The sequence below is a fragment of the Polynucleobacter sp. es-MAR-4 genome, assembly GCF_018882055.1.
Taxonomy (GTDB): Bacteria; Pseudomonadota; Gammaproteobacteria; order Burkholderiales; family Burkholderiaceae; genus Polynucleobacter.
Window position 1 is genome coordinate 416,247 of the sequence record NZ_JACVPF010000002.1, and the last position, 23,761, is coordinate 440,007.

The following is a 23,761-nucleotide window of genomic DNA, read 5'->3' on the forward strand; positions in this document are numbered from 1 at the left end:
TTTTACATGGCGCTTGTAAGTAAATTTAGATGAAAACTATGCAAAATCTTCAACAATTTTGCTAATAATCGTCTCGGCAAAGTGTTGTGAGCTAAATGGCGTAAATTCCGAGCTGGCTAAGAATTGCCTTGCTGCCTGTTGATATTTCAAAAATTGATCAGGGGTCATCGACTCCAAAAATACATACAAGGCTTCATAAGATGAAAACTGGCGGAAATCGATAAAGCATTCAGCCGGAATAAATTGCGCAATATTGGCGTCACCCCAGTAAATTGGAATGCAGCCAGCAAAGAGGCAATCAAATATTTTTTCAGTGATATATCCAGAAATATCTCGCGCATTCTCAAAACAGATACAAAACTTGGTATTACTCAAAACGGCATACTTTGTTTTTGCAGGCCCCTGGTAGCTTGGAAATACCGGCCTACCAGAAAGCCAAGGAATAATTTTTTCCAATCGATAACGTGCTTTGCCTAAACCCCCAAATCGCTTTGGCGGAACCTTCCAGCCATTACCGTAGAGCTTAAGCTTGCCAGGTGCAAACCTCTCAAACCAACGAACCGCCTTAACCCTCTGTGAGTAAAGCTCGCGCTCATCAAGGCAATTGGCATGGCGATTACTGCCAATCAAACAGACAAAGTTCTGACGCTGCGCATATGAAGCACTCTGAAAATCGGATCCACATTCTTGTGGAATCGGATTAGGCGTCTGAATTTGAATAAAGCGAGTATGTGGAGTGAAGTTACCAGCCTGATCTCGTAAACCATTTTTTAGCAATTGATGGTCCCAAGTAAAAATGGCATCAAACTGATTCAAATAATTACAGTCGGCATTTCTAGGGACCGTCAACGGTGTTTCATAAAGAATCAGATAATTCTTGCCGGCTGTATTTGAAATAAAATCAATTGATTCGACGTAGAGCGAGAAGTCAGGCTTGATGCCGTTGTGCTCATTAACATCTGCGGTATGTAGAACAATCCCGCCCTGCTTAGCCGCAGCATCCAGGACGCGCATGGGCTCTAGACAGTCATCACGATTACGTGGGCTGTGAGGATTAAAAATATCGTCCTCGCCATTCTCCCATCCATAAATACTGCCTGTGAGCATAAATTACCTATAAATTTGAAGGCCGTAATGCAATTAGGGCATTTACACCCAATCTAATGCTTTAATTATAGGGATATGAACATTACCACCCAAATCCAAGGCGGCCTCGGGAACCAGCTTTTCCAATATGCCACTGCAAAGGCTCTCAGCAAGCGATTGCAGGGTCAATTGCACCTGGACATAGAGTGGTTTCAGCACGGCTGGGAAGATGTTACCCCGAGGCATTTTTTATTGCCTGATCTTGGGATTAAGGCGGAATTTGTTCAAGTTCAGCCGCCTATTGGCTCTCCAAAAAAATGGCGCCGAATTCTACAGAAGCTGCTGCCGATTAGTCCTTATGTTTTAAAAGATAGGCCATATCGATTTAATCCATTGCTCAATCAATTCAGGCCTTACCCTAATCAAGATATTTATCTCATGGGATATTGGCAATCATTTCATTACTTTGATGCAATTCGAACAGAGCTACTGCATGAGATTCAACCTCGCAATGGACTATCACCTCACTACCAAGCTTATTTAGAAAAAATTCAGGCTAAACCTTCAGCCATGGTTCATATTCGTCGGGGTGATTATGTTCATCTCCCAGTTGCCGCTAAAGTGCATGGATTTCTGGGATTGGATTACTACCTGAAAGGTATCGAGCTACTCCTAGCTAAAAATCCGGATACGCATTTCTTTATTTTTTCGGATGATCAAGAGTGGGCAAAAAGCCATCTTCCCCACCAAGAAAAAATGACATTTATAGAAAGCTCAGAAGACCAAGCAGCCCCTGTTGAAGAGCTTTACTTGATGTCTCAATGCCAAATGCATTTAATTGCCAATAGCTCACTCAGTTGGTGGGGTGCTTGGCTCTGTAGCACTAAAAATGCTTATGTAATTGCGCCCAATAAATGGACCAATGATGAGAATAAAAGCTGGGATGATTTATTGCCTAGGCAGTGGCAAAGAATCTAAATACCATTAGGCCAAAAGAGTGGGCTTGCCGAACTTCCCCAGAAGTGTTGCAAACAGAGACGCAAGCAATCGCTCTAAACGCGTAAATGGCGTCCAGATACCATTGCCTCTATATTGAAAACGGGCATAAATTTGGTAGTTAGCTGAAAAAGAAATACCTTTAATCCGTTGGTTCATGGCCATTAGGAATTGAGGTGCCTTGGAGATTCTCGCTGCTGCAGGCATTTTTTGAGGGCAAAGTTCTGGATCGATACCTAATCCACGAATGTAATCTGCCCTACAGCGATCAAAGATGACGGCAGCACTGACATTGGCCACACGACTAATTTGCTTGGGGTGCAATCTGTATGTAATTAACTTATCTTTTAAGTTAGCCAATCGATAGCCAGCTAGAGCGATTTCTTGCCACATTGAATAATCTTCAGCATGATCATTTCCAGGCTTGTAGCGGAACTTTTTGAAAACCTCGGCTCGACCCATGACGGCAGGATTACATAGCGGGCAATAAACGCTAATTAACGCCTTGATATCAGCATCCGTGTAGCGCTCTTTAGACTTACGGCGCTTACCGGTTTCTTCATTGTAAGTTTCATATGCACCACTGCAAAGATCTGCCTTCCCAGCCTCTAGAAATGCAAGCTGCTTTTCTAATCTATCTGGAAAGGCGATGTCATCATTATCTAAGTAGGCTATATATTGACCACGCGCCATTTCGATTAAAGCGTTTCTTGTCTCTACCAAGCCGCGATTCTCAGCATGGTTTACCTTAACAATCCTGGGATCATCAAATTGGTCAATGACTTCCGCAGTCTTATCTGTTGAACCATCGTTAATAATGCACAACTCAAGGTTTGAATAGGTCTGATCCAAAATACTTTGAATGGCCTGCGCAATATATTTATCTGAATTGTAGGCAGGCATTAAAACGCTGACCAAGGGGTTTTGCTGATTCATCAGATTGCCTATAAATAACTTTGCAGGTAACGGCCAAAACGCTTTACACGCTTTAGCAATCTGGAGGGTACAGACTTCTGTGATTGACCCAGGTTGAGCTCAGATTCCCATGCCGACTGATAGATGATGCCGAGGTAATTTTGCGCAAGCTTTTCCTCAGTTTCACCGAGTCGCTTCATTAAGAAATATTGCCAGTCATAGTGATAGGTTCGGAATAGTGGCTCAATCGCAATTAGGGGAATAGCGCGGTATTTGAGTAATGCTTCACCATAAATTAAGGTCTCAGGCAGATCCGGGCTAATCAATTCCCATAAGCTAATGCCCTTTGCTTGCAAGTATTGCTCGTCCAGAGATTTCCACACTTTTGCAGACCAAATGAATGGTGCTGGCGCGCAATAAAAGTTAGGGCCCTTTCGATCAAACACCGCTTTGACGCGCTCCGCTTCCATGCGAAGATCTCTCTCCACCTTCTCTTGGCCACGGTTAGTCGCGATTTGGAAGAGCTCCTTGTTTTGATGAAGTACTGTGTAAGGTACGCCATCACTCATCAGAAAATCTGCTTTATAAAAATTTCGGATAAAGACACAATCAGAATCAAGGCACAAATAGTTTTCTGCAAATCCGAGGCGCCAAAATTCAGACTTAATAATTTGCTGTGAGAGGCCACCGGGCATTGCTTGGTATTTTGCAAAATCTGCCTTAGGATTTGCAGCAACAATTTCCTCATCTGCCACCCAGATATAACCCTGCTTACCAAGAACGTTTTCTAGCAAGTCTTTTTCTGATTTTGGGGTGGAGATGTAAAAATCAAGGCAGTCAATATTGAATTGATTTACAGACTCTAGCAGGCGCTTTAGGCGCAGAAAATCCCTAGAATACGATTTGCAATAGAGAACGAAGTCTTTCAAACGAGCTTCCTATAATTATTTTGTGCGACTTTGGACTTGGGTCAATATGGTCTTCACCGCTTGATCCACGCCAATCGGCTTCCAAACTGGCTCAATCAACTGCTTTGACTGCCAGTCTAACCAAATTCTTTCTAGTGCCATAGAAACTCCCACTGAATCACCCTCAGCGCTTAAGTAAGCACCCCTATCTAGTAGCATTTGATCCAGCTGAGGATTGCGATGGGTAATTCCCCAAATGGGTCGACCAGTCCAGAGATAGTCATAAAACTTTGACGGAATATATTCTGCACACCACTCATCATTACCATGAAGCAAAATTAATACATCTGCTTCCTGCATTTTTTCAGCCACGCGCTGGCGCCCAGACTTGCCAGTGATGGAGTCAACCTCAAGACGGCCATGAGCCAATAAAACATCTTCAAAGCCATACTTTTGAATCGCATCAATCGACAAAGAATCTAAGGGGGCACCATAGGCATGCACGCGAATTAAATCCCGGGCTTGTGGATACTTTTTAAATAAAGGCAATAAAGCTTCTAAGATGGTGGAAAGAGATCGATCATTTGCCAAAGAACCAAAGTGGCATAGATTCAATTGATCGGCATATTGATGGGCTTGATTTGCGGCGAGACTTCCAGGGGGCTGGGCTCCTGGAGTCACGACAAATCCATGGGCATTATTTGGGGTATTGAGATTGGGATTGCGCACCTTCGCGTAATGCAAAGCACCATCTGTAAACCACCACACCTTGTCAGAAAATCGCGTTAGTTGATTTTCTAAATAATGGCGAAAGCCTGCATCACGGTTTTTAGGTCTGTCAAACCCTTGATCATTTGGGTTTTTACGAATCACCAGTGGATCATGCACCTCTGATATCAACTCAATGCCAGTTGCCTTCTTAAGCCAGACGCCAGCCAAGTGTGCGGACCACGCACTACCAACTGAGAGCACTACATCTACCTTGCCAGCACGAATTAATCTATAACCATGCAAGAAAGCGGGAAGTGACCAGGACCACTGACTCGAATACCCAAGACATAATTTTTCAATTGCAATTAAGGGGGCCAGCAAAATGGATACCGTTCTGGTAGTCAGCTTATAAATTAAGCCGCGGCCATATTTATTTGCCACCCAATGACGAAAATCAAAACGAAAACCTGAAGGGCCCCAGGCAATAAATTGATGATGCGGAAACCGCTGATCTTTAATCCCAGTGATAGCACTAAAGACGATTGGCTCTACGCCAGCCTCCAGAAAATAAGGGATTTTGTCCGTAATGGTTAAGCTCGCCGCACGGCCATCCATATTAAAAGCATGCGACAAAATGAGCCAACGCTTTTTATCACTCAACAACGGAAGTTCAACAGTCACCCTGTAACCCTAGTTCGTCGTTAATTGCCGGCAACGATAGACATCACCGCCATTCGGACCGCAATACCAAAAGTCACTTGATTGAGGATGACTGACTGCGGCCCATCAGCTACTGCTGAATCAATCTCCACACCACGATTCATGGGTCCTGGGTGCATCACGATGGCATCGGATTTCGCTAGCGCCAAACGGGTAGGCGTTAACCCATATTGCTTAAAGAAGGCGTCACCCTCGGGAACTTGGCCCGCCTCCATGCGCTCCTTTTGAATACGCAGAGTCATCACGACATCAACATCTTTTAAACCCTCTTCCATGGAATGAAAGACTTTAACCCCAAGCATATTCAAATCGCTCGGCAATAAACTCTCAGGACCAATTGCACGGATATCTTCACAGCCTAGAGTTGTAAGGGCATGAATATTCGACTTAGCAACACGGCTGTGCACAATGTCACCCACAATCGCCACCTTTAAGCCCTTAAAATTCTGTTTAAAGTGGCGCATCGTATACATATCTAGCAAGCCTTGGGTTGGATGCTGATGGCTACCATCTCCAGCGTTCACCACATGCACATGAGATGGCACATGGTTCGCGATTTCAATTGGTGCCTTAGAGACGCCATGACGCACCACAAAAATATCTGCTTGCATCGCCACGAGGTTATCAATCGTATCCAATAAACTCTCGCCCTTGGCGGTAGAGGAAGTGGAGATATCCAAATTAATCACATCGGCAGATAAACGTTTTGCAGCAATCTCAAATGTAGTGCGAGTGCGGGTAGAGTTTTCAAAGAACAAATTGAAAACACTCTTTCCACGCAATAAAGGAACTTTTTTTACTTCACGAGCAGGGTCTGTCACGCTGACAAACTGCTGGGCTGTATCCAAAATATGTAGAATTTGCTCTTTTGGTAGACCTTCCAAAGTCAGAAGGTGGGTTAATTCACCGGCAGCATTAAATTGGTTCATTAAACTCGCTCCTCTAACTGAAAGCTGAAATTCCCAGCAGCATCTTTTTCTAAAACTAAAATTTGTTCTTCAGGAACCTGAATATGCTCGGCAACAAAGTCCGCGCTAACGGGGAGCTCACGCTTGCCGCGATCAGCTAAGACCATGAGCTCTACTTGAGCCGGGCGTCCAAAATCAAATAATTCATTTAGCGCAGCACGCAGAGTTCTACCCGTTAATAAAACATCATCAATCAAAATGACGCTGGCACCGTTAACATCAAACGGCAAGTGCGTTGGCATAGTACTAGCTGTGCGCAATGCCGTCATACCCTTTTCAGCATAGTCATCACGATGGAAGGCAACATTGATGACACCATAGTGTGGCAAGCCTAAATCTTTTGCCAATCGCTCTGCAATCCATGCTCCGCCCATTGCTAAGCCGACTAACTCAAAAGGACCCAGCTGCGTCCTCTTACGTAAATTTTCTAAGAGCTTTTTATATAACGGTTCAGCATTCATTCTCAAGTTCCAAGACTATTCATTAACCAATCAATACTTCTCGAGCTTTAGCCTGCAAAATATTGCTCCAGAATCAGGGCGGCGGACTGTGCATCTAGATTGTCCCGCATCTCCGGCTTGCCCTCTAAAACTGCCGATGTATAACGCTCATCCACCCAGGCTACAGGCAGACCAAAACGTCCGTTTAGTTGATTCCCAAAGCGCTTGGCCTTGGCAGTCATCTCATGTGCAGTACCGTCAGGATGCATGGGTAGGCCAACGACCAGCTGATTGGGGCCCCACTCTTTCAGAAGACCCTCAATTTGCTGGAACAATTCCTTGATATTGGGGGTGGCAATCGTTTTTAATGCCTGGCCACTTCTACTGACTGAATTACCTACTGCAACACCGACTCGACGAGTGCCATAGTCAAATGCCATGACTGTAATTGGCTCACTCATACCAGGAAATCCTGCTTAAGCATGCCCTGCCTCACCGGAGAGATCGGACAAATTAAATCCCAGATGACTCATGGCTTTTTGATAACGCTGACTAAATGGCGTATTAAAAATTACTTCGCTCATTTGCTCACGCGAAACTGGAACATTAATCCAACCATTTGCAGTAATCTCTTCCTCCAGCTGCCCCGCACCCCAACCCGCATAACCTAAGGTCATCAAGAACTTTCTTGGGCCATTGCCAATTGCCACCGCCTCAAGGACATCCTTGGATGTGGTCATTGTTAAACCACCCGGGATCACTAAGGAAGAGCTATAAGAAAGACTGGGGTTCGACTCATGCAACACAAAGCCTCGTTCGATTTGTACGGGGCCACCAAAATAAACGGGTTGATCCAATAAGGGTGCAATTTCTAATTTGAGCTCGATTTTGTCAAATAAAGTTGCTAAATCCACCTCGGTGGGTCTATTCACCACCAAACCCATAGCACCTCTCTCGGTATGCTCAAAAAGATAGATTACAGAGCCTGCAAAATTGGGGTCCACCATGCCAGGCATAGCAACCAATAACTGGTTAGCCAAATGATCGGCCGAAAAGGAAATTATTGACTCTGGCGAAGGCGCTGTATCTGAAGCAGAGGGTGCTTTTTTAGCAGAGGTCATATGGGTATATTTTACCGAATTTGACTCAATGCCAGAGTGAATAAGCAAGCTCCCAATCCTAGAGCTTGCCAGTAATCCAGTACGCTAAGAGCCCAACTAGCTCATGTATGAGCCTATTCCAGTGTTGCGCACCTTCCTCGAGATTAAATGCGCCCCAGTGCAGCTGATTGCCCGTCTGATAATCAACTGGAACTGGGATGACCTCGATACCCTGTTTTTGGAATATCTTCAGCGATCGATACATATGACTTGCAGAGGTAATGAGGAGCCAAGGTTTAGAGTCTTGCACTTCTCCATTGGCACCCTTAAGCGTCAAATCCGCAATCATGGGCTTGATATAGAGCACATTCTCGTAGGTGTTACGAGACTGGTTCTCGTAATGGGCATTCGAGTCGCTTAAGCCCTGCTCCTGAACAAGCCGCTTGAATGCATCTGACTCAGATAGGCCTTTGGGTGAAAGTCGCCCAGAATACCCACTAAAGATATAAGCTAGATTTGGGTATTTACGAATGAGCTCAAATGCTTTGGTAACTCGCTCCGCTGAGGAGTAAATGGAGATCTCTCCCCGATCAAGGGCAATTTGACCCCCCTCAATCGCTCCACCCAAAACAATAATTCCGCCAAGATCTTTTTCCGACAACTCTGAAAGACTGACTTTTGGCACAGCATCCTCAAGCGCCCTTAAGAAAATCTCCGACGTAGGCAAATAGCCGATGAGCAATAGATCTGTCATTGCTAGCAGCAAGAAGCGCTTACAAAGATCCGGCTTTCTGAGGCTTAAGAAAAGCAAGCTTAGCGGTATGAAAATGAAGAGCCAGTTCAAGGGCTCAATACAAAATTGCACCACTTTCGAGAAAATAAAAAAGATCGTATCCATAGTTACCATCGATCTTAACCCGTCTTAATCTTCATACCCTCAGCGCTTTACCGTAATTAGCCCTAATATAGGGGCTATGCAAAAAGCTCTCGTTTGGCTCCGTCGTGACCTGCGTCTATATGACAACGCGGCACTACACCATGCCCTGAAAAATAATAGCCAAGTTTGGCTAGCGTTTATCTTTGATAATGAAATTCTGGATCCGCTGAAAACGGAAGATCTCGATGCCAGCGGCCTAAAACATGATCGGCGCGTGGACTTTATATGGCAAGGTCTTAAACAGATAGATGAGCAATTACGTCAACAAGGTGGTGGATTGATTGTTCAGTACGGAAAACCTACTGCGTGTATTCCGAAGATTGCGGAAGCTTTGGGTGTTAATACCGTTTACACCAATCATGACTATGAACCCTCGGCTATTACGCGAGATGCCTCTGTTGCCAGATCACTAGAAAAACTTGGTATTGAATTGGAGACTTTCAAGGATCAAGTCATCTTTGAGAAGAAAGAAATTCTCACCAATTCAAATACAGTCTTTTCCATCTTTACGCCATACAAAAATAATTGGCTTAAGACCTTGCAAGAAAAAGATATCGCAGCCTATGACTGCACACCCACAAAGGGGCAATTCGCAGCTATTCCTAAAGCACTAGAAGCCCCCTTTCCACCCCTGGAGTCCATGGGCTTTAGCCCAACAGGCATTGAGACATATCTACCACCAGGGTCCGAAGGTGGTCAAAGCTTCTTGGAGGATTTTCTTCACCGCATCGATCAATATCAAATCGGTCGAGATTTCCCAGCAATCAAAGGCGTGAGCTATCTGTCCACTCACCTACGCTTTGGCATGCTATCTATTAGGGGTTTAGTACGCGAAGCCCATCGTCGCATGCTAGCAGGCAGTATGGGAGCAACGATTTGGCTGAGCGAACTGATCTGGCGAGATTTTTATTTCATGATTCTCGCCAATCATCCTCGCCTAGCAGATGGCGCCGCCTTCAAACCAGACTACGACAATATTGAATGGGAAAGCGGTGCTGTCGCTAAAAAGCTATTTAAAGCTTGGTGCGATGGCAAGACCGGATACCCATTGGTTGATGCTGCTATGTGCCAACTCAATCAAAGTGGCTATATGCACAACCGTCTCCGCATGGTGGTTGCTAGTTTTCTTACCAAAGACCTTGGAATTGATTGGCGCTGGGGCGAGATGTATTTTGCAAAACATCTCAACGACTTCGAGCTGTCTTCGAATAATGGTGGTTGGCAGTGGGCCTCTTCGTCAGGATGTGATGCGCAACCCTACTTCCGCATCTTCAATCCGATAACCCAATCCCAAAAATTTGATCCTGAGGGAAAATTCATCCGTCGCTATTTGCCACAGCTCGATAAACTTTCCAAGAAATCCATTCATGCTCCCTGGGAAGCTGGTCATATTGAACTTGAGGCAGCTGGCATCTTATTGGGGCGAGACTATCCAATGCCAGTCGTCAATCATGATGAAGCACGCAAGAAGACTTTAGTGCGCTATAGCGTAGTCAAAAAAGTAACTCCGAGCGATCCTGAAACTTAATTCCGAAGAAGTAATGCATTCCGATTTAATATAGGGCATGAGCAAGATCTACGCAGTTGGCGATATTCAAGGGTGCGCACCGTCCCTCAAGGCGCTCGTCAAAAAACTCCCGAAAGATTCCAAGATGATTTTCTTGGGTGATCTCGTCAATCGTGGACCAGATTCCTTAGGCACCCTGCGCTACCTTAAGCAATTACAAGAAGAAAAACGCATCGAATGCATTCTCGGAAACCATGATCTCCATTTACTCGCAGTAGATGCCGGCATCCGCAAGACTAAGGGGCTAGATACCGTTCAACCCATTCTTGACGCTCCCGATAGGGCTGAATTGATTCATTGGCTAAGGCACAGACCAATGGCCCTCAGCAACGGTAAGGTCTTAACAGTCCATGCCGGCGTTCTACCGCAGTGGGATCTGCAGCAGACCATTGATTGCGCGCAAGAAGTAGAAAAAGCGCTTCGCAAAAAATCCTATAAAGATTTTTTAGCGAATATGTATGGCAATACACCAAACAAATGGAGCAACTCACTTAAAGGGTATGAGCGTTTGCGCATCATCACCAATGCATTAACCCGTATTCGGTTTTGTACACCAACAGGCATGATGGAGTTTGAGAGCAAGGAAGGATTTGAAGATGGTCCAAAAGGCTATATTCCTTGGTTCAAAACACAAAAGCGGAAAACTCAAGATTCCCTCATTTACTTTGGGCATTGGTCAACGCTAGGACTGCTGCGACATGAGAATGTCATTGGGCTAGATACTGGATGCGTGTGGGGTGGCAAGCTTACCGCCATAGAAATACCTGATTCGGGTAAAGCCAGCAAAGCGCTTGAGATTATTCAAGTGGATGGCTATGACCACCCACTCAGAATGTAATTATCGTTACAACTCTCCATCGCCCAATCAGAAATCCGCTTATAACTTCTTAAATGCAGTCTTTGCTGCGGCGATGATCTCATCAAGCACAGCATTGTCATGTGTAATAGAAGTAAACCCCGCTTCATAAGCAGATGGCGCCAGATATACCCCTTGATCTAACATCAAGTGGAAGAACTTCTTAAAGGCTTCGATATCAGTTTTAGTCACTGCTTCAAAAGAAGTTGGGACTTGATTGGCGAAGTAAAAACCAAACATACCGCCAACGCTATCTACAGCGAATGGCACGCCCGCTTCATCAGCCGCAATCTTTAAGCCGGCCATCAGCTTCTCTGTTTGACCAGTGAGGCATTCATAGAAACCTTCACGGGAAATAATCTCCAAAGTCTTTAAGCCTGCTGCTACTGCTACCGGATTACCCGACAAGGTACCTGCCTGGTAAACATTTCCCAAAGGCGCAAGTTTGGACATGATTTCTTTTCTACCGCCAAAGGCAGCCATCGGCATGCCGCCGCCCATCACCTTACCAAGACAAGTGAGATCGGGTGTGATGCCTTGCAAAGATTGGGCGCCACCTAGTGCAACCCGAAAGCCTGTCATCACTTCGTCGTAAATTAATACACTGCCATGCTGACTGGTGAGCTGACGCAGTGTCGATAAAAACTCAGTTGACGGCTGAATGAGGTTCATGTTGCCGGCAATCGGCTCAATAATGACCGCAGCAACCTGATCGCCCTGCTTCTGAAATACCTCCTTCAGTGCCGCCACATCGTTATATGGCAATACCAAAGTATGTTTCACTAAATCATGTGGCACACCACCAGACGACGGTGCATTTTGAGTCGAATCTGCAAAGGTTAAGAGACCAGAGCCTGCCTTCACCAGCAAGCTATCCGCGTGCCCGTGATAGCAGCCTTCAAACTTGATGATGAGATCACGGCCTGTGTAGCCACGTGCGAGACGCAAGGCACTCATTGTTGCTTCGGTCCCACTCGAGACCATGCGCACTTGCTCAATGCTAGGAACCAACTGGCAAATGCGTTCTGCTAATTCGATTTCGCCCTCGGTAGGAGCGCCGTAGCTAAAGCTGGTTTCTGCAGCCTGCTTAACTGCTTCAACCACCTCTGGGTTCGCATGGCCAGCAATCATCGGCCCCCAGGACATGATTAAGTCAATGTAGCGTTTGCCTTCAGCATCCCAAAAATAAGGGCCTTTAGCTTTAGCAACAAAGCGGGGGGTACCACCCACCTGACGAAAAGCACGGACTGGCGAGTTCACTCCACCCGGAATGGTCTTTTGCGCGCGCTCAAATAAGATGTCGTTTTGTCCCAAGATACTGCCCTGCTTTCGCTAAAGTATTTTTAGTAATTAATTCATTTAAAGCGATTAGATCGCCATCATTTCAAAATCCTCTTTGCGTGCACCGCACTCAGGACAAGTCCAGTTCATAGGCACATCTTTCCAAAGCGTTCCTGGCGCAATACCCTCTTCAGGCAGGCCTGCAGCTTCGTCATAAACCCAACCGCAAATTAAACACATGTATGTTTTAAATTCCATCGCCGTCTTCCTTGTCTATATTTATTATTTTAAATCTGTTGCAGCATCTCGTTTTTGATGCATCTCAAACTTAAACAGCCTGCATTCCAGTGGGCCATTAAACAAAGGTGTGCGCTTAGACTCTTTGATACGCAACTGCCCTGGCAAGGCCATATCTGCCGTAAGTACAAAGACATTCCAACCGCCAAAATCATCCTTCAGGTGCTGACCAAACTGTCTCAAAAACTCGACAAATTTTGGATCTTGCTCTTCCTGAGCTTGCAACTTTTTCAGAGACTCGCGGCTAGAACGTTTAGCGCTCTGACGGCCCGTTTCCAAATTAAAAGCATATCGATCTTCTGGCTCTTCGGCTGGCTCATAGGAGTCACGCTCAATATCCCCACCTGCAGCACGGTCCTGACCTCGTCCACCTTTGATGACTAAGCGCTCACCATAAGGCGGGTTCAGGAGCATGACGCCCTCTTTGACATTCGCTGGTGGCTTGCTAGCTAAGGCATCAATTTGACGAGTCACCGGGAGGCCAGGTAACTGCGCACGCTGCCAATTACCTTTAAACATGGCTACTAGGCGCTCATTAATATCGCCGCCGCTAATCCCCAAAGATTCTGAATCTGGGAACTGCTTACGTTTTTCCATCATCTCAGTCTGAGCTGCTTCCTTCAAAGCCCCCCAGCGTTTTTGTTCGGCAGCCTCATTAAAAGGCTTTAGTCTCTGAAACCCAAAACCATGGGCTGAAGTCACCAATGGGCGGTAAGCTAAACGACTCGGTTTCGCATCATCGCCATACATTCCCGCCCGAATACCGCCTGGCGGAATAGCTAAAGCCATTTGTGCAGCTTCAATCAAAAAGGTTCCGCTACCGCACATTGGATCAAATAAGGTTTGCGAAGGCCTCCAACCGGTAATCGATAAGATGCCTGCAGCGAGATTCTCTTTCAGTGGCGCATCACCTTTTTCATCACGCCAGCCACGCTTAAACAAAGCCTCACCAGAGGTATCCAAGTAAATGGTGGCATGTGTTGCTGTCAAATGCGCCTGAACGCGCACATCTGGAAATGCAGTATCAATACTTGGACGATCGCCAGTCACATCACGCAAGCGATCCACAATCGCATCCTTAATCTTTAAGGTTGCAAAATTCAGACTCTTTAATGGGGAGCGATGTGCCGTCACATCCACTCTCAAAGTTTGTTTGGATGAGAACCACTCCTCCCACGCCAAGCCACTAGCTAACTTATAAAGATCTTCCTCTTGGCGGTATGGCGATTCTGCCATCTGCAACAAAACTCGACTTGCAATTCGTGAATGCAGATTCAAGGCCATAGCAGCAGATATTGGTGCAGCTAAACCTACTCCACCTGTTGGGCTGGTCGGCGTAGGATCAATCACCCAAGCACCCAAGGCCTTACAGTCAGGGCGCTGCGCAATATTTGCTAGCTCTTGTGCAAGAGGCACTTCCAGTCCGCCTGGACAAACAACAAAAAATCTCATGAGGCTAGCAATCTAAAAAGGGTAGAGTAAAAAAATAATAAAAAAATTAAACGATTTGCTAGGGTGTAGCCTTAAGGCTTAATCACCACCAAAGCCGTCACAATCAATAAAAAAATGACGGGTACCTCGTTAAACCAGCGATACCAAACTCCTGAGCGAGTGTTCATACCGTTGCGAAATTTCTTCAGCAAGCTCCAGCAAGCATGGTGATAGCCAATCACCAAAATAACAAAGATTAATTTGGCATGCATCCAAACCTCGCCAGTACCAATCTTGAAATGCAACCAAAGAGTCAAACCCAGAAAGACTGCTGGTACCGCCAAAATAGTCATGAAACGAAAAAGACGATCGGCCATTCCAAGAAGGCGCGCATATACTTCGGGATTTTTCTCATCCGCCAAATTGACGAAAATACGTGGGAGGTAAAACAAGCCTGCGAACCAAGAGGCAATCAAGACAATGTGAATTGTCTTAGTCCATAAATATGCATTGCCCATGATGAATAGTTTCCGTTCTACAGTTTTTAATAAAAATTAATTAAGTGCGAATCTCGCCATGACCCATGACGATGTATTTCAAAGAAGTGAGGCCATCCAAACCTACAGGGCCTCGAGCATGCAATTTATCGTTCGAGATACCAATCTCAGCACCAAGCCCATACTCAAAACCATCAGCAAAACGGGTGCTGGCGTTCACCATCACGCTGGCGCTATCGACTTCACGCAAGAAGCGACTCGCTTGCGCTGGATTATTGGTAATGATGGCATCGGTATGTTTACTGCCGTATTGCTCAATATGGCCCATTGCTTCATCGATATCTGAAACCGTCTTAATCGACAAAATTGGAGCTAAATATTCTGTTTGCCAGTCTTCTTCTGTAGCAGTAACTAAGTCTTTAAAACCTGCCGTCTCAAGCGTGTTTCGGGTTTGAGCATCAACGCGCAACTCCACACCTTTGTCTTGGTAGATCTTGCAAAGCGCTGGCAGCACTTGTGGGGCAACAGTTTTATTAACCAATAAAGTCTCCATCGCATTGCAAGGCGCATAGCGCTGTGTCTTGGCGTTATCACATACCTTGATTGCCATTGCGACATCCGCATCTGCATCAATATAGGTATGACAGATGCCATCCAAATGCTTAATCATGGGTACACGTGCTTCTGCCATCAAGCGAGAGATCAAACTCTTGCCACCACGGGGAACGATCACATCAATATATTCAGTCATGGTGATCATTTCACCAACAGCACTACGGTCAGTAGTCGTCACAACCTGTACTGAATCCATAGGTAAATTGGCGGCATCCAAACCCTCTTGAATGAGCTGCGCCAATAGCGTATTTGAATCAATCGCTTCAGAACCACCACGCAAAATGACCGCATTGCCAGATTTGAGGCATAGCGCTGCAGCATCAATTGTCACGTTAGGACGAGACTCATAGATGATGCCGATCACGCCAAGGGGTACACGCATCTGGCCGAGCTCAATGCCAGAAGCTTGCTTTTGCAATGGCGTTATTTTGCCAATCGGATCTTCTAGAGAAACAATTTGCTCCAAACCCAAAGCCATGGACTCAATCGTCTTTGGGGTCATGGTGAGGCGATCGATAAATGCGGCATCCTGACCATTGGTTTGCGCACGAGCAACATCGAGTGCATTGACTCGCTGAATTTCCTCGGAGCGCTCACGCACTAACTTCGCGATATGTAATAGCGCCTGATTTTTCTGCTCGCTTGATGCACGCGCCATGGCACGTGAAGCCTGACGAGCACGCCGGCCAATATCTTGCATCATTTGCTGAATGGTGTTCTTTGAATTACTCATATATGTACTATGTCGAGATTAATATTGTTTTATCTAGCGCAATAGATTGCCCACTAAACGCAAGCCATCCCATGGATCTGCTGGTAACTCAGCCGCGTGCAATCCTTTAGCTTGACGGTCTAAACCTGCAGCCACTTGCATTGCTCTGCGTAACTTCAAAGGCTGCACTCGTTTGAGCGCCATAGGATATAAGCGCTCTTTATTACCCCAAATACGATTACTACGCATTAAGTTCTGCACAGACTCTCCAGCATCACTTGCCGCCTTCAGTTTCGATAGTATCCGAAGCTCTTCAGTCACGCTCCACAGAATCAAAACTAAAGGCTCACCCTCCCCTTTTAGACCATCTAACATGCGATTTAGACGAGGCAGATCACCAGCTAACATTGCTTCAGTCAATTCAAAGACGTTGTAGCGGGCTACCTTCAAAATGGCTGATCGAATTTGCTCCTCAGTCAGAACTCCCATGGGATGCAATAAACCCAGCTTCTGAATTTCTTGATGAGCGGCAATGAGATTTCCCTCTACCTGCTCAGCAATGAAGGCTAAAGCACGTTGCCCCTCTGGTCCTGACTGCACTTCTTGACCCTGCCTCTTGAGACGCCCCGCAATCCATTGCGGTAACTGCGTGCGGTCCAAAGAATCCAATTGAATCGCCATGCCCGCTTCATCCAGAGCGCTAAACCAAGCAGATGTTTTGGTCTTGCCATCTAACTTGGGCAAGATGATGCAAAAAATCGTATCCGGCCCTTCAGGCCCTACTGACTGAGACTCAATTTGTGCAGAAAACTGCTTAAGTGCGTCAGCACCATCACGACCGGGTTTGCCTGTCGGTATGCGCAACTCTACCCAGCGCTTATCTCCGAACAAAGACATCGTTTGGCCAGCACTTAATAAGGCACCCCAATCAAACCCACGCTCTTGCAATAAGACTTCACGATCGGTGTAACCCATTTTTTTTGCGGTGGCGCGCAATTGATCCATTGCTTCCATCATGAGGAGAGGCTCATCCCCACTAAATATATACAGGGGCTTTAATGAAGCCGCAGAATTAAGCGACTTCAAATGTACCTGTAAGGCATCGCTCTTAACCATGCGATTTGACCGTCATTCTTTAAAAGCTGCGAGCCTGCGGTGCTCGAGCAGAAGCAGAAACACGACGCAAAATCTGAACCGCTAGATCTCTACGCATCAAAGATAGAAATTGTTGAATTTGGACATCGGTGGCCAACACAGTCGATACCGAGAAGTCCATATCGCGGGTCATATAAATCTCCGCCTCTGGAACCACATCAGCTCCAGCATTGTCATACGCTCTAAATCCGACGCGGATGTTTAGGCGATAGGCAGAGATCTGACCATTCGAGTTATAGGCCAAAATTTCACGACCATTAAGATCACTAGTGATATCTAAAATCAGATCAGCATCTTTAGGATTGATTGCTACTTTCGCATCAGTACCAGTCAAAATAGCCGTCTGTAAATCTGCGCGCAAAGGTGGTGATGGGCTGCCGGTAATTGCGATCACCTTAAATGGTAAATCAACCATGCCACGCAAACGATAGCCGCAAGCGATCAGACCGCTGACTGGAGTCAAGGCGAGAAACCCAAGCATAGAACGTCGAAGTTGATTTGCGCGCATGTGTTTAGTTTCTATTCAGAATAATTCGTTAGTAATCTAAGCAACAATATTGATTAAGCGACCTGGCACCACAATCACCTTTTTAGGTGCGGCACCATTGAGCGCTTTCACAGCAGGCTCGCTCTGCAAAGCCAAAGCCTCAATTTGCTCTTTAGTGGCATCCGCAGGCACACGAATATCCCCACGTAACTTGCCATTAATTTGCAACATGATGGTTAACTCAGTTTGAATCAGTGCAGCCTCATCCACTACAGGCCATGGCGCATCTAATAGCGTACCGAAAGTTTGATCACACCCAAGCTCATTCCAAAGGGCATGCGTTAAGTGAGGCACGACTGGGTAAAGCACCCGGATCAAAATACTGAGACACTCACGCAATACAGCAGGCCTCACTGCAGTTTTGTCACCTAATTTCACAGGCTCCAAGGCATTCAGCATTTTCATTGCAGCAGAGACGACCGTGTTGTACTGACGACGCTGGTAGTCAAAATTGGCCTGCTTCAAAATAGTGTGTACTTCGCGACGCAATTCTTTTTCCGCATCATTTAAATCGCTTGGTAACACTTCACTAGCATCGCGGATTGCATCAGCCTGACTACTGGAATACATCCATACGCGGCGCAAGAAGCGAGAGGCACCTTCTACACCAGCGCTAGACCATTCAAGTTGTTGCTCTGGAGGTGCTGCAAACATTACAAAGAGTCGCGCAGTATCGGCACCGTATTGATCAATTAATGCCTGAGGATCAACACCATTATTTTTGCTCTTGGACATCTTCTCAACGCCACCAATAATGACGGGGGCACCAGAAGCATCACCTTTCAATTTCGCGCTATGAGGGCGGCCTTTTTCATCCAACTCGAGCTCGACATCCAAAGGATTCAACCAGGTCTTTTTACCGGAAGCTTCTTCGGAGTAATACGTCTCATTGAGCACCATGCCTTGTGTTAGCAAGTTTTGGAAAGGCTCATCAAATTTAATGAGATTAAGATCACGCATGACCTTTGTCCAGAAACGCGCATAGAGTAAATGCAAAATTGCATGCTCAATACCGCCAATGTATTGATCCATTGGCATCCAGTATTCATTTCGCTCATCCACCATGGTCTTCGCATCGGGACCGGTGTAGCGCATGAAATACCATGAAGAATCCACGAAGGTATCCATGGTGTCGGTCTCGCGACGTGCAGGCTTGCCACACTTTGGACATTGCACGTTCAAGAAATCTGCGCGCTTATTAAGCGGATTACCACTACCATCAGGCACACAATCCTCAGGCAATACCACCGGCAAATCCGCTTCGGGAACTGGTACAGCACCACAACCTGGATTCTGCTCATCGCCACAATGAATAATTGGAATCGGCGTACCCCAATAGCGTTGACGAGAGATACCCCAGTCGCGCAAACGGTAAGTGGTTTTGATTTCACCAATACCCATTTGCTCTAGATCTTTAGCTACTGCATCAACAGCCGCCTCATGCGACAGGCCATCATACTTACCACTATTAAGACAAACGACATCATCTTTTTGGGCATACCAATCTTGCCAGTGGCTAGTATTGAACATCTCCGATGGAGTGCGCAAGGCAATCACTTGCTTAATCGGCAAGTCATACTTCAGCGCAAAGGCAAAGTCACGCTCATCATGCGCAGGTACACCCATGACTGCGCCATCGCCGTATGACATCAACACATAGTTACCTACCCAAACAGGCACTGGCTCATTAGTCAGTGGGTGCGTCACATATAAACCCGTGAACATCCCTTCTTTTTCTTGAGTAGCGAGGTCAGCTTCAATCACACTGCCTGTTTTGCATTTCTCAATAAATGCGGATAGCTCAGGATTACTTGCTGCTGCCAATGTTGCTAACGGATGCTCAGCTGCGACTGCGCAAAAAGTAACGCCCATGATGGTGTCGGCACGCGTGGTGAAGACATATAGCTGGCCATCTTGAACAAAATCACCATGTGCATCAGCAATCTCGTGTTTGAATGCAAAACGCACACCACGACTTTTGCCAATCCAGTTTTGCTGCATGGTCTTAACGCGCTCAGGCCATCCCAAACCATCTAAACCAGATAGTAATTGCTCTGCATAGGCCGTGATATTGAAGTAATAGCCGGGTATCTCGCGTTTCTCAACCAAGGCGCCAGAGCGCCAACCGCGCCCGTCAATCACTTGCTCATTTGCCAAGACAGTTTGATCAATAGGGTCCCAGTTCACCACTTGGGTCTTGCGATAAGCAATACCCTTTTCAAGCATCTTCAAAAAGAGCCACTGGTTCCAGCGGTAGTAGTCAGGATTACAAGTAGCAACTTCACGCGACCAATCAATTGCTAGTCCCATCGCTGCCATTTGCTTTTTCATATAAGCAATGTTGTCGTAGGTCCACTTAGCTGGCGGTACTTTATTCTGAATCGCTGCATTTTCAGCGGGCATACCAAAGGCATCCCAACCCATTGGCATGAGTACGTTATAGCCTTGCATACGCAACTGCCTAGCCATCACGTCATTGATGGTGTAGTTACGCACATGTCCCATATGCAACTTGCCTGATGGGTAAGGCAACATAGAGCACGCATAGTATTTTGGTCTTGGCTTACCAGAAGCGTCTACCGCATTCTCAGTAACTTGATAAGCTTGCGCACTTTCCCAATCAGCTCGTGCTGCAGCTTCAATACTGCGGTGATCGTAATCCTTACTCATTCAATGCAACTCTTTTCTTCTATTCTGATTTACTAACTGTTTTACTGCGCTGATTTACTTCAATTACTTACGCAGGCCAAGCACATCCTGCATGTCATACAAGCCAGAATTCTGACCCTGCAAGAAGCGTGCGGCGCGCAAAGAACCTTGTGCATAAGACTGACGGCTAGAAGACTTGTGGCTGATTTCAATGCGCTCACCTTCGCCCGCAAACAAGACAGTGTGATCGCCAACAATATCGCCCCCACGAATCGTCGCAAAACCAATAGAGCCAGCTTTACGCTCACCGGTATGACCTTCGCGAGCATACACTGCAACATCATCTAATTTCTCACCAAGCGCATCCGCAATCACCTCACCCATTCGCAGTGCAGTACCAGATGGCGCATCTACCTTGTGGCGATGATGCGCTTCGATGATTTCAATGTCGTAACCTTCGTTCAACATTTTTGCTGCAATTTCCAATAACTTGAATGTGGCATTAACACCAACGCTCATATTGGGCGCAAATACGATGGCTAAATTTGCAGATGCTTTCTTGAGGCCATCGATTTGCTCTGGGCTTAAACCAGTAGTGCCGATAATCATTTTGCTGCCAGTCTTTTGCGCCACAACTAAATGTGCCATCGTGCCTTCTGGGCGAGTGAAGTCGATTAAAAACTCAGCACCAGTCAAGGCTTTCGTAATGTCCGATGTAATTGCTACGCCTGTTTTTTTACCCAAGAATGCACCGGCATCTTCACCAAGTAAAGGGCAGGACTCATGCTCGAGCGCGCCAACAAGCTCAGCGTCTGAACAATTCAGTACAGCCTCGATCAGCATTTTTCCCATGCGGCCGGTAGCACCAGCAATTGCGATTCTCATCATTTGTATCTTCATTTCTTATTAAAGGTTGCTGAAAGAAATCACTCAGCATCAACACAACAGCAATTCTTATTTAGCTTCACCAGCCTGCGGAACGTTGAGAGCGCCAGGACCCAACTGTTGAGGAGCGGGCTGAGCGTCTGGCGATTTTTTTGAGAAGCTAAAAAAGTCCCAGAAAGAACTGCTAGTGCTAGCTGCTGGCACAACTGCACCCGCTGGCAAGTTATCTGTTGGGCTAGGCACCAATAATTCAGGCTGCTGCAATGGAGGTGTAACTGGCGGCTTATTAGAGCCCGTGACCACATCCCAGAATGATCTCTTCGATTTTGCGTAGCCATCGATTTCAGCGACCAACTCGACATCTGTTGGCAATGCATCGCCTTGGAATTTGACTAATTTATCGCCTTCGAAAAATACCGTGACGCGACGTTCTTTACCCATTACCTGGCCGGAGCGCTTAAATTCAAAAATATAGTCCCAGCGATTGGCATGGAAATAGCTAGCCAGCAAAGGCGTGCCCAAAATTTGACGAACTTGCTCGCGACTCTGACCCACTTGCAGTTTGGCGTACTGCTCACTCGAAATAAAGTTACCCTGAACCACATCTGGAACATAAGGTCTAAATAATGTATTCATCCAAGCGCGCTGGGTTTCATCTACAGCGCTGGTGCAGCCAGTAGCGATCATTACCGAGCTCAGTGTGGCGATTACTAACCCTGACCGAGCAAGGCCAAAAACTCCAAAAATAGAGTTCAAAAGTCGGGTAAAAAGTTGAAGGCAATTTTGCATGGCAGGCCGTATCATTAAGACATTGATTTTAGCTCGCAAACCCATGAATATGAACCAAAACCCGACTCCAGCAGATTTACGCGACATTGGCCTCAAGGCAACTGGTCCACGCATGAAAATCTTAGACTTTTTTCATCAGAATGGCGGGACCCACTTTAGTGCTGAAGACGTCTTTATGGCCCTAGCCAAGGAAGATAAAGAGATTGGTTTGGCCACGGTATATCGGGTGCTAACCCAGTTTGAACAAGCCGGCCTATTGCTCCGCAGCCATTTTGAGTCCAGCAAAGGGGATGGCAGAGCCATTTACGAGCTTAATGAGGGACAGCACCACGACCACTTGGTTTGCTTAGATTGTGGGCATGTAGAGGAGTTTGTAGATGAGGCAATTGAGAAAAGGCAGCGCGATATTGCTAAAAACCTCGGTTTTAAGCTCCAAGAGCACTCCCTAGCCATGTATGGCCACTGCCAAAAGAAAAATTGCCGCAATAAGGTAAAGGCCTAAATCCAAATTATTTAGATTTTATCTACAGATAACGAAAAAAGACCTAAATTGAGGTCTTTTTTGCATCAAAAACAAGATTTTAAGCGCTGTTAGACTTAAAACCGGGTTGATTTCTTACTTTACCGCCATCAACGCTTCGGCAGCATTGAGCATTTGGACTGAATAGCCCCATTCGTTGTCGTACCACGCCAGAACCTTAACTAACTTGCCATCCGCCGAAACGCGAGTTTGGGAGGCGTCATAAATACTAGGACGTGGGTCATGATTAAAGTCGATCGACACCAAAGGCAAAGTGTTGAAACCAAGGATTCCCTTCAATTCACCCTCGCTTGCCGTCTTGAGGATGGAGTTCACTTCATCGACGCTAGTTGCACGGCTAGCAGCAAACGTTAAATCGACTACAGAAACGTTAATAACTGGAACGCGCATTGCAAATCCATCAAAACGACCGGCTAATGCTGGCAACACCAAGCCAACCGCTTTTGCTGCACCTGTCTTTGTAGGGATCATGCTGGTCACTGCAGAGCGGGCACGGCGCATATCCTTGTGATACACATCAGTAAGAACCTGGTCATTGGTAAAGGCATGAATCGTGGTCATCAAGCCAGACTCGATACCAATCTTTTCCAGCAATGGTTTGACCAACGGCGCTAAACAGTTAGTCGTACAGCTCGCGTTAGAAACCACGACGTCGCTTGGCTTTAGGACTTGTTGGTTTACGCCATAAACAATTGTGGCATCCACATCTTTTTCGCCCGGAGCGGAGATCAATACTTTCTTGGCGCCCTGAGAAATGTGCACCATGGCTTTTTCTTTTGAAGTGAATTTGCCTGAGCACTCGAGCACCAAGTCGACGCCCAACTCACCCCATGGGGTTTCTAAAGGATTGCGAGTAGAGAACATTTTGATGCGATCGCCATTGACTACCATGCAATCACCATCTACTTTTACTTCCGCAGGGAAACGACCATGCGCAGAATCATATTGCGTCAGGTGTGCATTGATGTCGATATCTCCCATCGCGTTAATTGCGACGATTTTGATATCACGTCTTGGCTTGCCATTGACTTGATCTTCATACAAAGCACGTAAGACCATGCGACCAATACGACCATAACCGTTAATTGCGACACGAATTGTCATTCCATTCCCCTTGCTAATTTTGAATTCTTAAATAAATACCTTGCTTCTTGTCTT

24 protein-coding genes are annotated in these 23,761 nt (G+C 46.2%); 4 read left to right on the plus strand and 20 right to left on the minus strand.

Going from position 1 to position 23,761, the window contains the following annotated elements:
- Positions 1–36: 36 nt before the first annotated feature.
- A complete protein-coding gene (locus ICN16_RS08210; protein ID WP_216136452.1) occupies positions 37–1,107 on the minus strand; it encodes a glycosyltransferase family 10 domain-containing protein in 1,071 nt (356 codons plus the stop codon).
- A 75-nt stretch (positions 1,108–1,182) separates the two neighbouring features.
- Between ICN16_RS08210 and ICN16_RS08215 the strand changes: the two genes are divergently transcribed.
- Complete coding sequence (locus ICN16_RS08215) at positions 1,183–2,064, plus strand: alpha-1,2-fucosyltransferase (protein WP_216136455.1); 882 nt, start codon at positions 1,183–1,185, stop codon at positions 2,062–2,064.
- Between the two features lie 6 nt (positions 2,065–2,070).
- Here the strand turns inward: ICN16_RS08215 and ICN16_RS08220 are convergent, their stop codons facing one another.
- From ICN16_RS08220 to ICN16_RS08255, 8 genes are all read right to left on the minus strand, one after another.
- Complete coding sequence (locus ICN16_RS08220) at positions 2,071–3,018, minus strand: glycosyltransferase family 2 protein (protein ID WP_216136457.1); 948 nt, start codon at positions 3,016–3,018, stop codon at positions 2,071–2,073.
- An 8-nt stretch (positions 3,019–3,026) separates the two neighbouring features.
- Positions 3,027–3,926 (minus strand): DUF6492 family protein, encoded by a 900-nt coding sequence (locus ICN16_RS08225; protein ID WP_216136459.1) that lies wholly within the window; start codon positions 3,924–3,926, stop codon positions 3,027–3,029.
- Positions 3,927–3,941: 15 nt separating this feature from the next.
- Positions 3,942–5,297, minus strand: a complete 1,356-nt coding sequence (locus ICN16_RS08230; protein ID WP_370625623.1) for a hypothetical protein — start codon at positions 5,295–5,297, stop codon at positions 3,942–3,944.
- A 20-nt stretch (positions 5,298–5,317) separates the two neighbouring features.
- Positions 5,318–6,265 (minus strand): aspartate carbamoyltransferase catalytic subunit, encoded by a 948-nt coding sequence (locus ICN16_RS08235; protein ID WP_216136460.1) that lies wholly within the window; start codon positions 6,263–6,265, stop codon positions 5,318–5,320.
- Positions 6,265–6,765 (minus strand): bifunctional pyr operon transcriptional regulator/uracil phosphoribosyltransferase PyrR, encoded by a 501-nt coding sequence (pyrR, locus tag ICN16_RS08240; protein ID WP_216136461.1) that lies wholly within the window; start codon positions 6,763–6,765, stop codon positions 6,265–6,267. Before pyrR ends, ICN16_RS08235 begins: the two co-directional genes overlap by 1 nt.
- A gap of 47 nt (positions 6,766–6,812) precedes the next feature.
- A complete protein-coding gene (gene ruvX, locus ICN16_RS08245; RefSeq protein ID WP_216136462.1) occupies positions 6,813–7,205 on the minus strand; it encodes a Holliday junction resolvase RuvX in 393 nt (130 codons plus the stop codon).
- A gap of 15 nt (positions 7,206–7,220) precedes the next feature.
- Entirely contained in the window at positions 7,221–7,760 is a 540-nt protein-coding gene (locus tag ICN16_RS08250) for a YqgE/AlgH family protein (protein WP_370625636.1), read from the minus strand.
- A 163-nt stretch (positions 7,761–7,923) separates the two neighbouring features.
- On the minus strand, positions 7,924–8,742 hold the full coding sequence (locus tag ICN16_RS08255) for a YdcF family protein (protein WP_216136464.1): 819 nt from the start codon (positions 8,740–8,742) through the stop codon (positions 7,924–7,926).
- 76 nt (positions 8,743–8,818) lie between these two features.
- Between ICN16_RS08255 and ICN16_RS08260 the strand changes: the two genes are divergently transcribed.
- Together ICN16_RS08260 and ICN16_RS08265 are read left to right on the plus strand one after the other, a co-directional pair.
- Entirely contained in the window at positions 8,819–10,309 is a 1,491-nt protein-coding gene (locus tag ICN16_RS08260) for a deoxyribodipyrimidine photo-lyase (protein WP_216136466.1), read from the plus strand.
- Positions 10,310–10,346: 37 nt separating this feature from the next.
- A complete protein-coding gene (locus ICN16_RS08265; RefSeq protein WP_216136468.1) occupies positions 10,347–11,186 on the plus strand; it encodes a symmetrical bis(5'-nucleosyl)-tetraphosphatase in 840 nt (279 codons plus the stop codon).
- 39 nt (positions 11,187–11,225) lie between these two features.
- Here ICN16_RS08265 and hemL read toward each other — a convergent pair whose 3' ends face one another.
- The 10 genes from hemL to ICN16_RS08315 all read right to left on the minus strand — a co-directional run bounded on the left by hemL (position 11,226) and on the right by ICN16_RS08315 (position 22,029).
- The gene (gene hemL, locus ICN16_RS08270) at positions 11,226–12,518 is read right to left on the minus strand and encodes a glutamate-1-semialdehyde 2,1-aminomutase (RefSeq protein ID WP_216136470.1); all 1,293 of its coding nucleotides are present in this window, start codon (positions 12,516–12,518) and stop codon (positions 11,226–11,228) included.
- A 54-nt stretch (positions 12,519–12,572) separates the two neighbouring features.
- Positions 12,573–12,743, minus strand: coding sequence for a rubredoxin (locus ICN16_RS08275; RefSeq protein ID WP_011902084.1), 171 nt, complete (start codon positions 12,741–12,743; stop codon positions 12,573–12,575).
- Positions 12,744–12,767: 24 nt separating this feature from the next.
- Positions 12,768–14,234 (minus strand): class I SAM-dependent RNA methyltransferase, encoded by a 1,467-nt coding sequence (locus ICN16_RS08280; RefSeq protein ID WP_216136473.1) that lies wholly within the window; start codon positions 14,232–14,234, stop codon positions 12,768–12,770.
- A gap of 71 nt (positions 14,235–14,305) precedes the next feature.
- The gene (locus ICN16_RS08285) at positions 14,306–14,731 is read right to left on the minus strand and encodes a CopD family protein (protein ID WP_216136476.1); all 426 of its coding nucleotides are present in this window, start codon (positions 14,729–14,731) and stop codon (positions 14,306–14,308) included.
- Positions 14,732–14,771: 40 nt separating this feature from the next.
- On the minus strand, positions 14,772–16,058 hold the full coding sequence (locus ICN16_RS08290; protein ID WP_216136479.1) for a glutamate-5-semialdehyde dehydrogenase: 1,287 nt from the start codon (positions 16,056–16,058) through the stop codon (positions 14,772–14,774).
- A gap of 33 nt (positions 16,059–16,091) precedes the next feature.
- Positions 16,092–17,153, minus strand: a complete 1,062-nt coding sequence (gene holA, locus ICN16_RS08295) for a DNA polymerase III subunit delta (RefSeq protein ID WP_216136481.1) — start codon at positions 17,151–17,153, stop codon at positions 16,092–16,094.
- Between the two features lie 19 nt (positions 17,154–17,172).
- A complete protein-coding gene (gene lptE / locus ICN16_RS08300) occupies positions 17,173–17,700 on the minus strand; it encodes an LPS assembly lipoprotein LptE (RefSeq protein ID WP_216136483.1) in 528 nt (175 codons plus the stop codon).
- Positions 17,701–17,736: 36 nt separating this feature from the next.
- Complete coding sequence (leuS, locus tag ICN16_RS08305; RefSeq protein WP_216136485.1) at positions 17,737–20,409, minus strand: leucine--tRNA ligase; 2,673 nt, start codon at positions 20,407–20,409, stop codon at positions 17,737–17,739.
- A 63-nt stretch (positions 20,410–20,472) separates the two neighbouring features.
- Positions 20,473–21,273 carry a 4-hydroxy-tetrahydrodipicolinate reductase gene (gene dapB / locus ICN16_RS08310; protein ID WP_216136907.1) on the minus strand — a complete coding sequence of 267 codons (801 nt, stop codon included), beginning with the start codon at positions 21,271–21,273 and terminating at the stop codon, positions 20,473–20,475.
- A 69-nt stretch (positions 21,274–21,342) separates the two neighbouring features.
- Positions 21,343–22,029: an outer membrane protein assembly factor BamE gene (locus ICN16_RS08315; protein ID WP_255533702.1), complete on the minus strand. Its 687-nt coding sequence runs from the start codon at positions 22,027–22,029 to the stop codon at positions 21,343–21,345.
- 82 nt (positions 22,030–22,111) lie between these two features.
- On the opposite strand from ICN16_RS08315, the gene fur reads away from it, so the two are divergent.
- Complete coding sequence (gene fur, locus ICN16_RS08320) at positions 22,112–22,564, plus strand: ferric iron uptake transcriptional regulator (RefSeq protein WP_216136910.1); 453 nt, start codon at positions 22,112–22,114, stop codon at positions 22,562–22,564.
- A 114-nt stretch (positions 22,565–22,678) separates the two neighbouring features.
- On the opposite strand, the gene gap is transcribed toward fur, so the two are convergent.
- The gene (gene gap, locus ICN16_RS08325; protein ID WP_215328738.1) at positions 22,679–23,707 is read right to left on the minus strand and encodes a type I glyceraldehyde-3-phosphate dehydrogenase; all 1,029 of its coding nucleotides are present in this window, start codon (positions 23,705–23,707) and stop codon (positions 22,679–22,681) included.
- Positions 23,708–23,761: the final 54 nt, after the last annotated feature.

What these genes read in the sequence shown, in the direction of transcription:
- ICN16_RS08210 (WP_216136452.1), bottom strand. Translation starts at nt 1,107, where the DNA reads ATGCTCACAGGCAGTATTTATGGATGGGAGAATGGCGAGGACGATATT.
- ICN16_RS08215 (WP_216136455.1), top strand. Translation starts at nt 1,183, where the DNA reads ATGAACATTACCACCCAAATCCAAGGCGGCCTCGGGAACCAGCTTTTC.
- ICN16_RS08220 (WP_216136457.1), bottom strand. Translation starts at nt 3,018, where the DNA reads ATGAATCAGCAAAACCCCTTGGTCAGCGTTTTAATGCCTGCCTACAAT.
- ICN16_RS08235 (WP_216136460.1), bottom strand. Translation starts at nt 6,265, where the DNA reads ATGAACCAATTTAATGCTGCCGGTGAATTAACCCACCTTCTGACTTTG.
- pyrR (WP_216136461.1), bottom strand. Translation starts at nt 6,765, where the DNA reads ATGAATGCTGAACCGTTATATAAAAAGCTCTTAGAAAATTTACGTAAG.
- ruvX (WP_216136462.1), bottom strand. Translation starts at nt 7,205, where the DNA reads ATGAGTGAGCCAATTACAGTCATGGCATTTGACTATGGCACTCGTCGA.
- ICN16_RS08250 (WP_370625636.1), bottom strand. Translation starts at nt 7,760, where the DNA reads ATGCCTGGCATGGTGGACCCCAATTTTGCAGGCTCTGTAATCTATCTT.
- ICN16_RS08255 (WP_216136464.1), bottom strand. Translation starts at nt 8,742, where the DNA reads ATGGATACGATCTTTTTTATTTTCTCGAAAGTGGTGCAATTTTGTATT.
- ICN16_RS08260 (WP_216136466.1), top strand. Translation starts at nt 8,819, where the DNA reads ATGCAAAAAGCTCTCGTTTGGCTCCGTCGTGACCTGCGTCTATATGAC.
- ICN16_RS08265 (WP_216136468.1), top strand. Translation starts at nt 10,347, where the DNA reads ATGAGCAAGATCTACGCAGTTGGCGATATTCAAGGGTGCGCACCGTCC.
- ICN16_RS08275 (WP_011902084.1), bottom strand. Translation starts at nt 12,743, where the DNA reads ATGGAATTTAAAACATACATGTGTTTAATTTGCGGTTGGGTTTATGAC.
- ICN16_RS08280 (WP_216136473.1), bottom strand. Translation starts at nt 14,234, where the DNA reads ATGAGATTTTTTGTTGTTTGTCCAGGCGGACTGGAAGTGCCTCTTGCA.
- ICN16_RS08285 (WP_216136476.1), bottom strand. Translation starts at nt 14,731, where the DNA reads ATGGGCAATGCATATTTATGGACTAAGACAATTCACATTGTCTTGATT.
- ICN16_RS08290 (WP_216136479.1), bottom strand. Translation starts at nt 16,058, where the DNA reads ATGAGTAATTCAAAGAACACCATTCAGCAAATGATGCAAGATATTGGC.
- holA (WP_216136481.1), bottom strand. Translation starts at nt 17,153, where the DNA reads ATGGTTAAGAGCGATGCCTTACAGGTACATTTGAAGTCGCTTAATTCT.
- lptE (WP_216136483.1), bottom strand. Translation starts at nt 17,700, where the DNA reads ATGCGCGCAAATCAACTTCGACGTTCTATGCTTGGGTTTCTCGCCTTG.
- leuS (WP_216136485.1), bottom strand. Translation starts at nt 20,409, where the DNA reads ATGAGTAAGGATTACGATCACCGCAGTATTGAAGCTGCAGCACGAGCT.
- dapB (WP_216136907.1), bottom strand. Translation starts at nt 21,273, where the DNA reads ATGAGAATCGCAATTGCTGGTGCTACCGGCCGCATGGGAAAAATGCTG.
- fur (WP_216136910.1), top strand. Translation starts at nt 22,112, where the DNA reads ATGAACCAAAACCCGACTCCAGCAGATTTACGCGACATTGGCCTCAAG.
- gap (WP_215328738.1), bottom strand. Translation starts at nt 23,707, where the DNA reads ATGACAATTCGTGTCGCAATTAACGGTTATGGTCGTATTGGTCGCATG.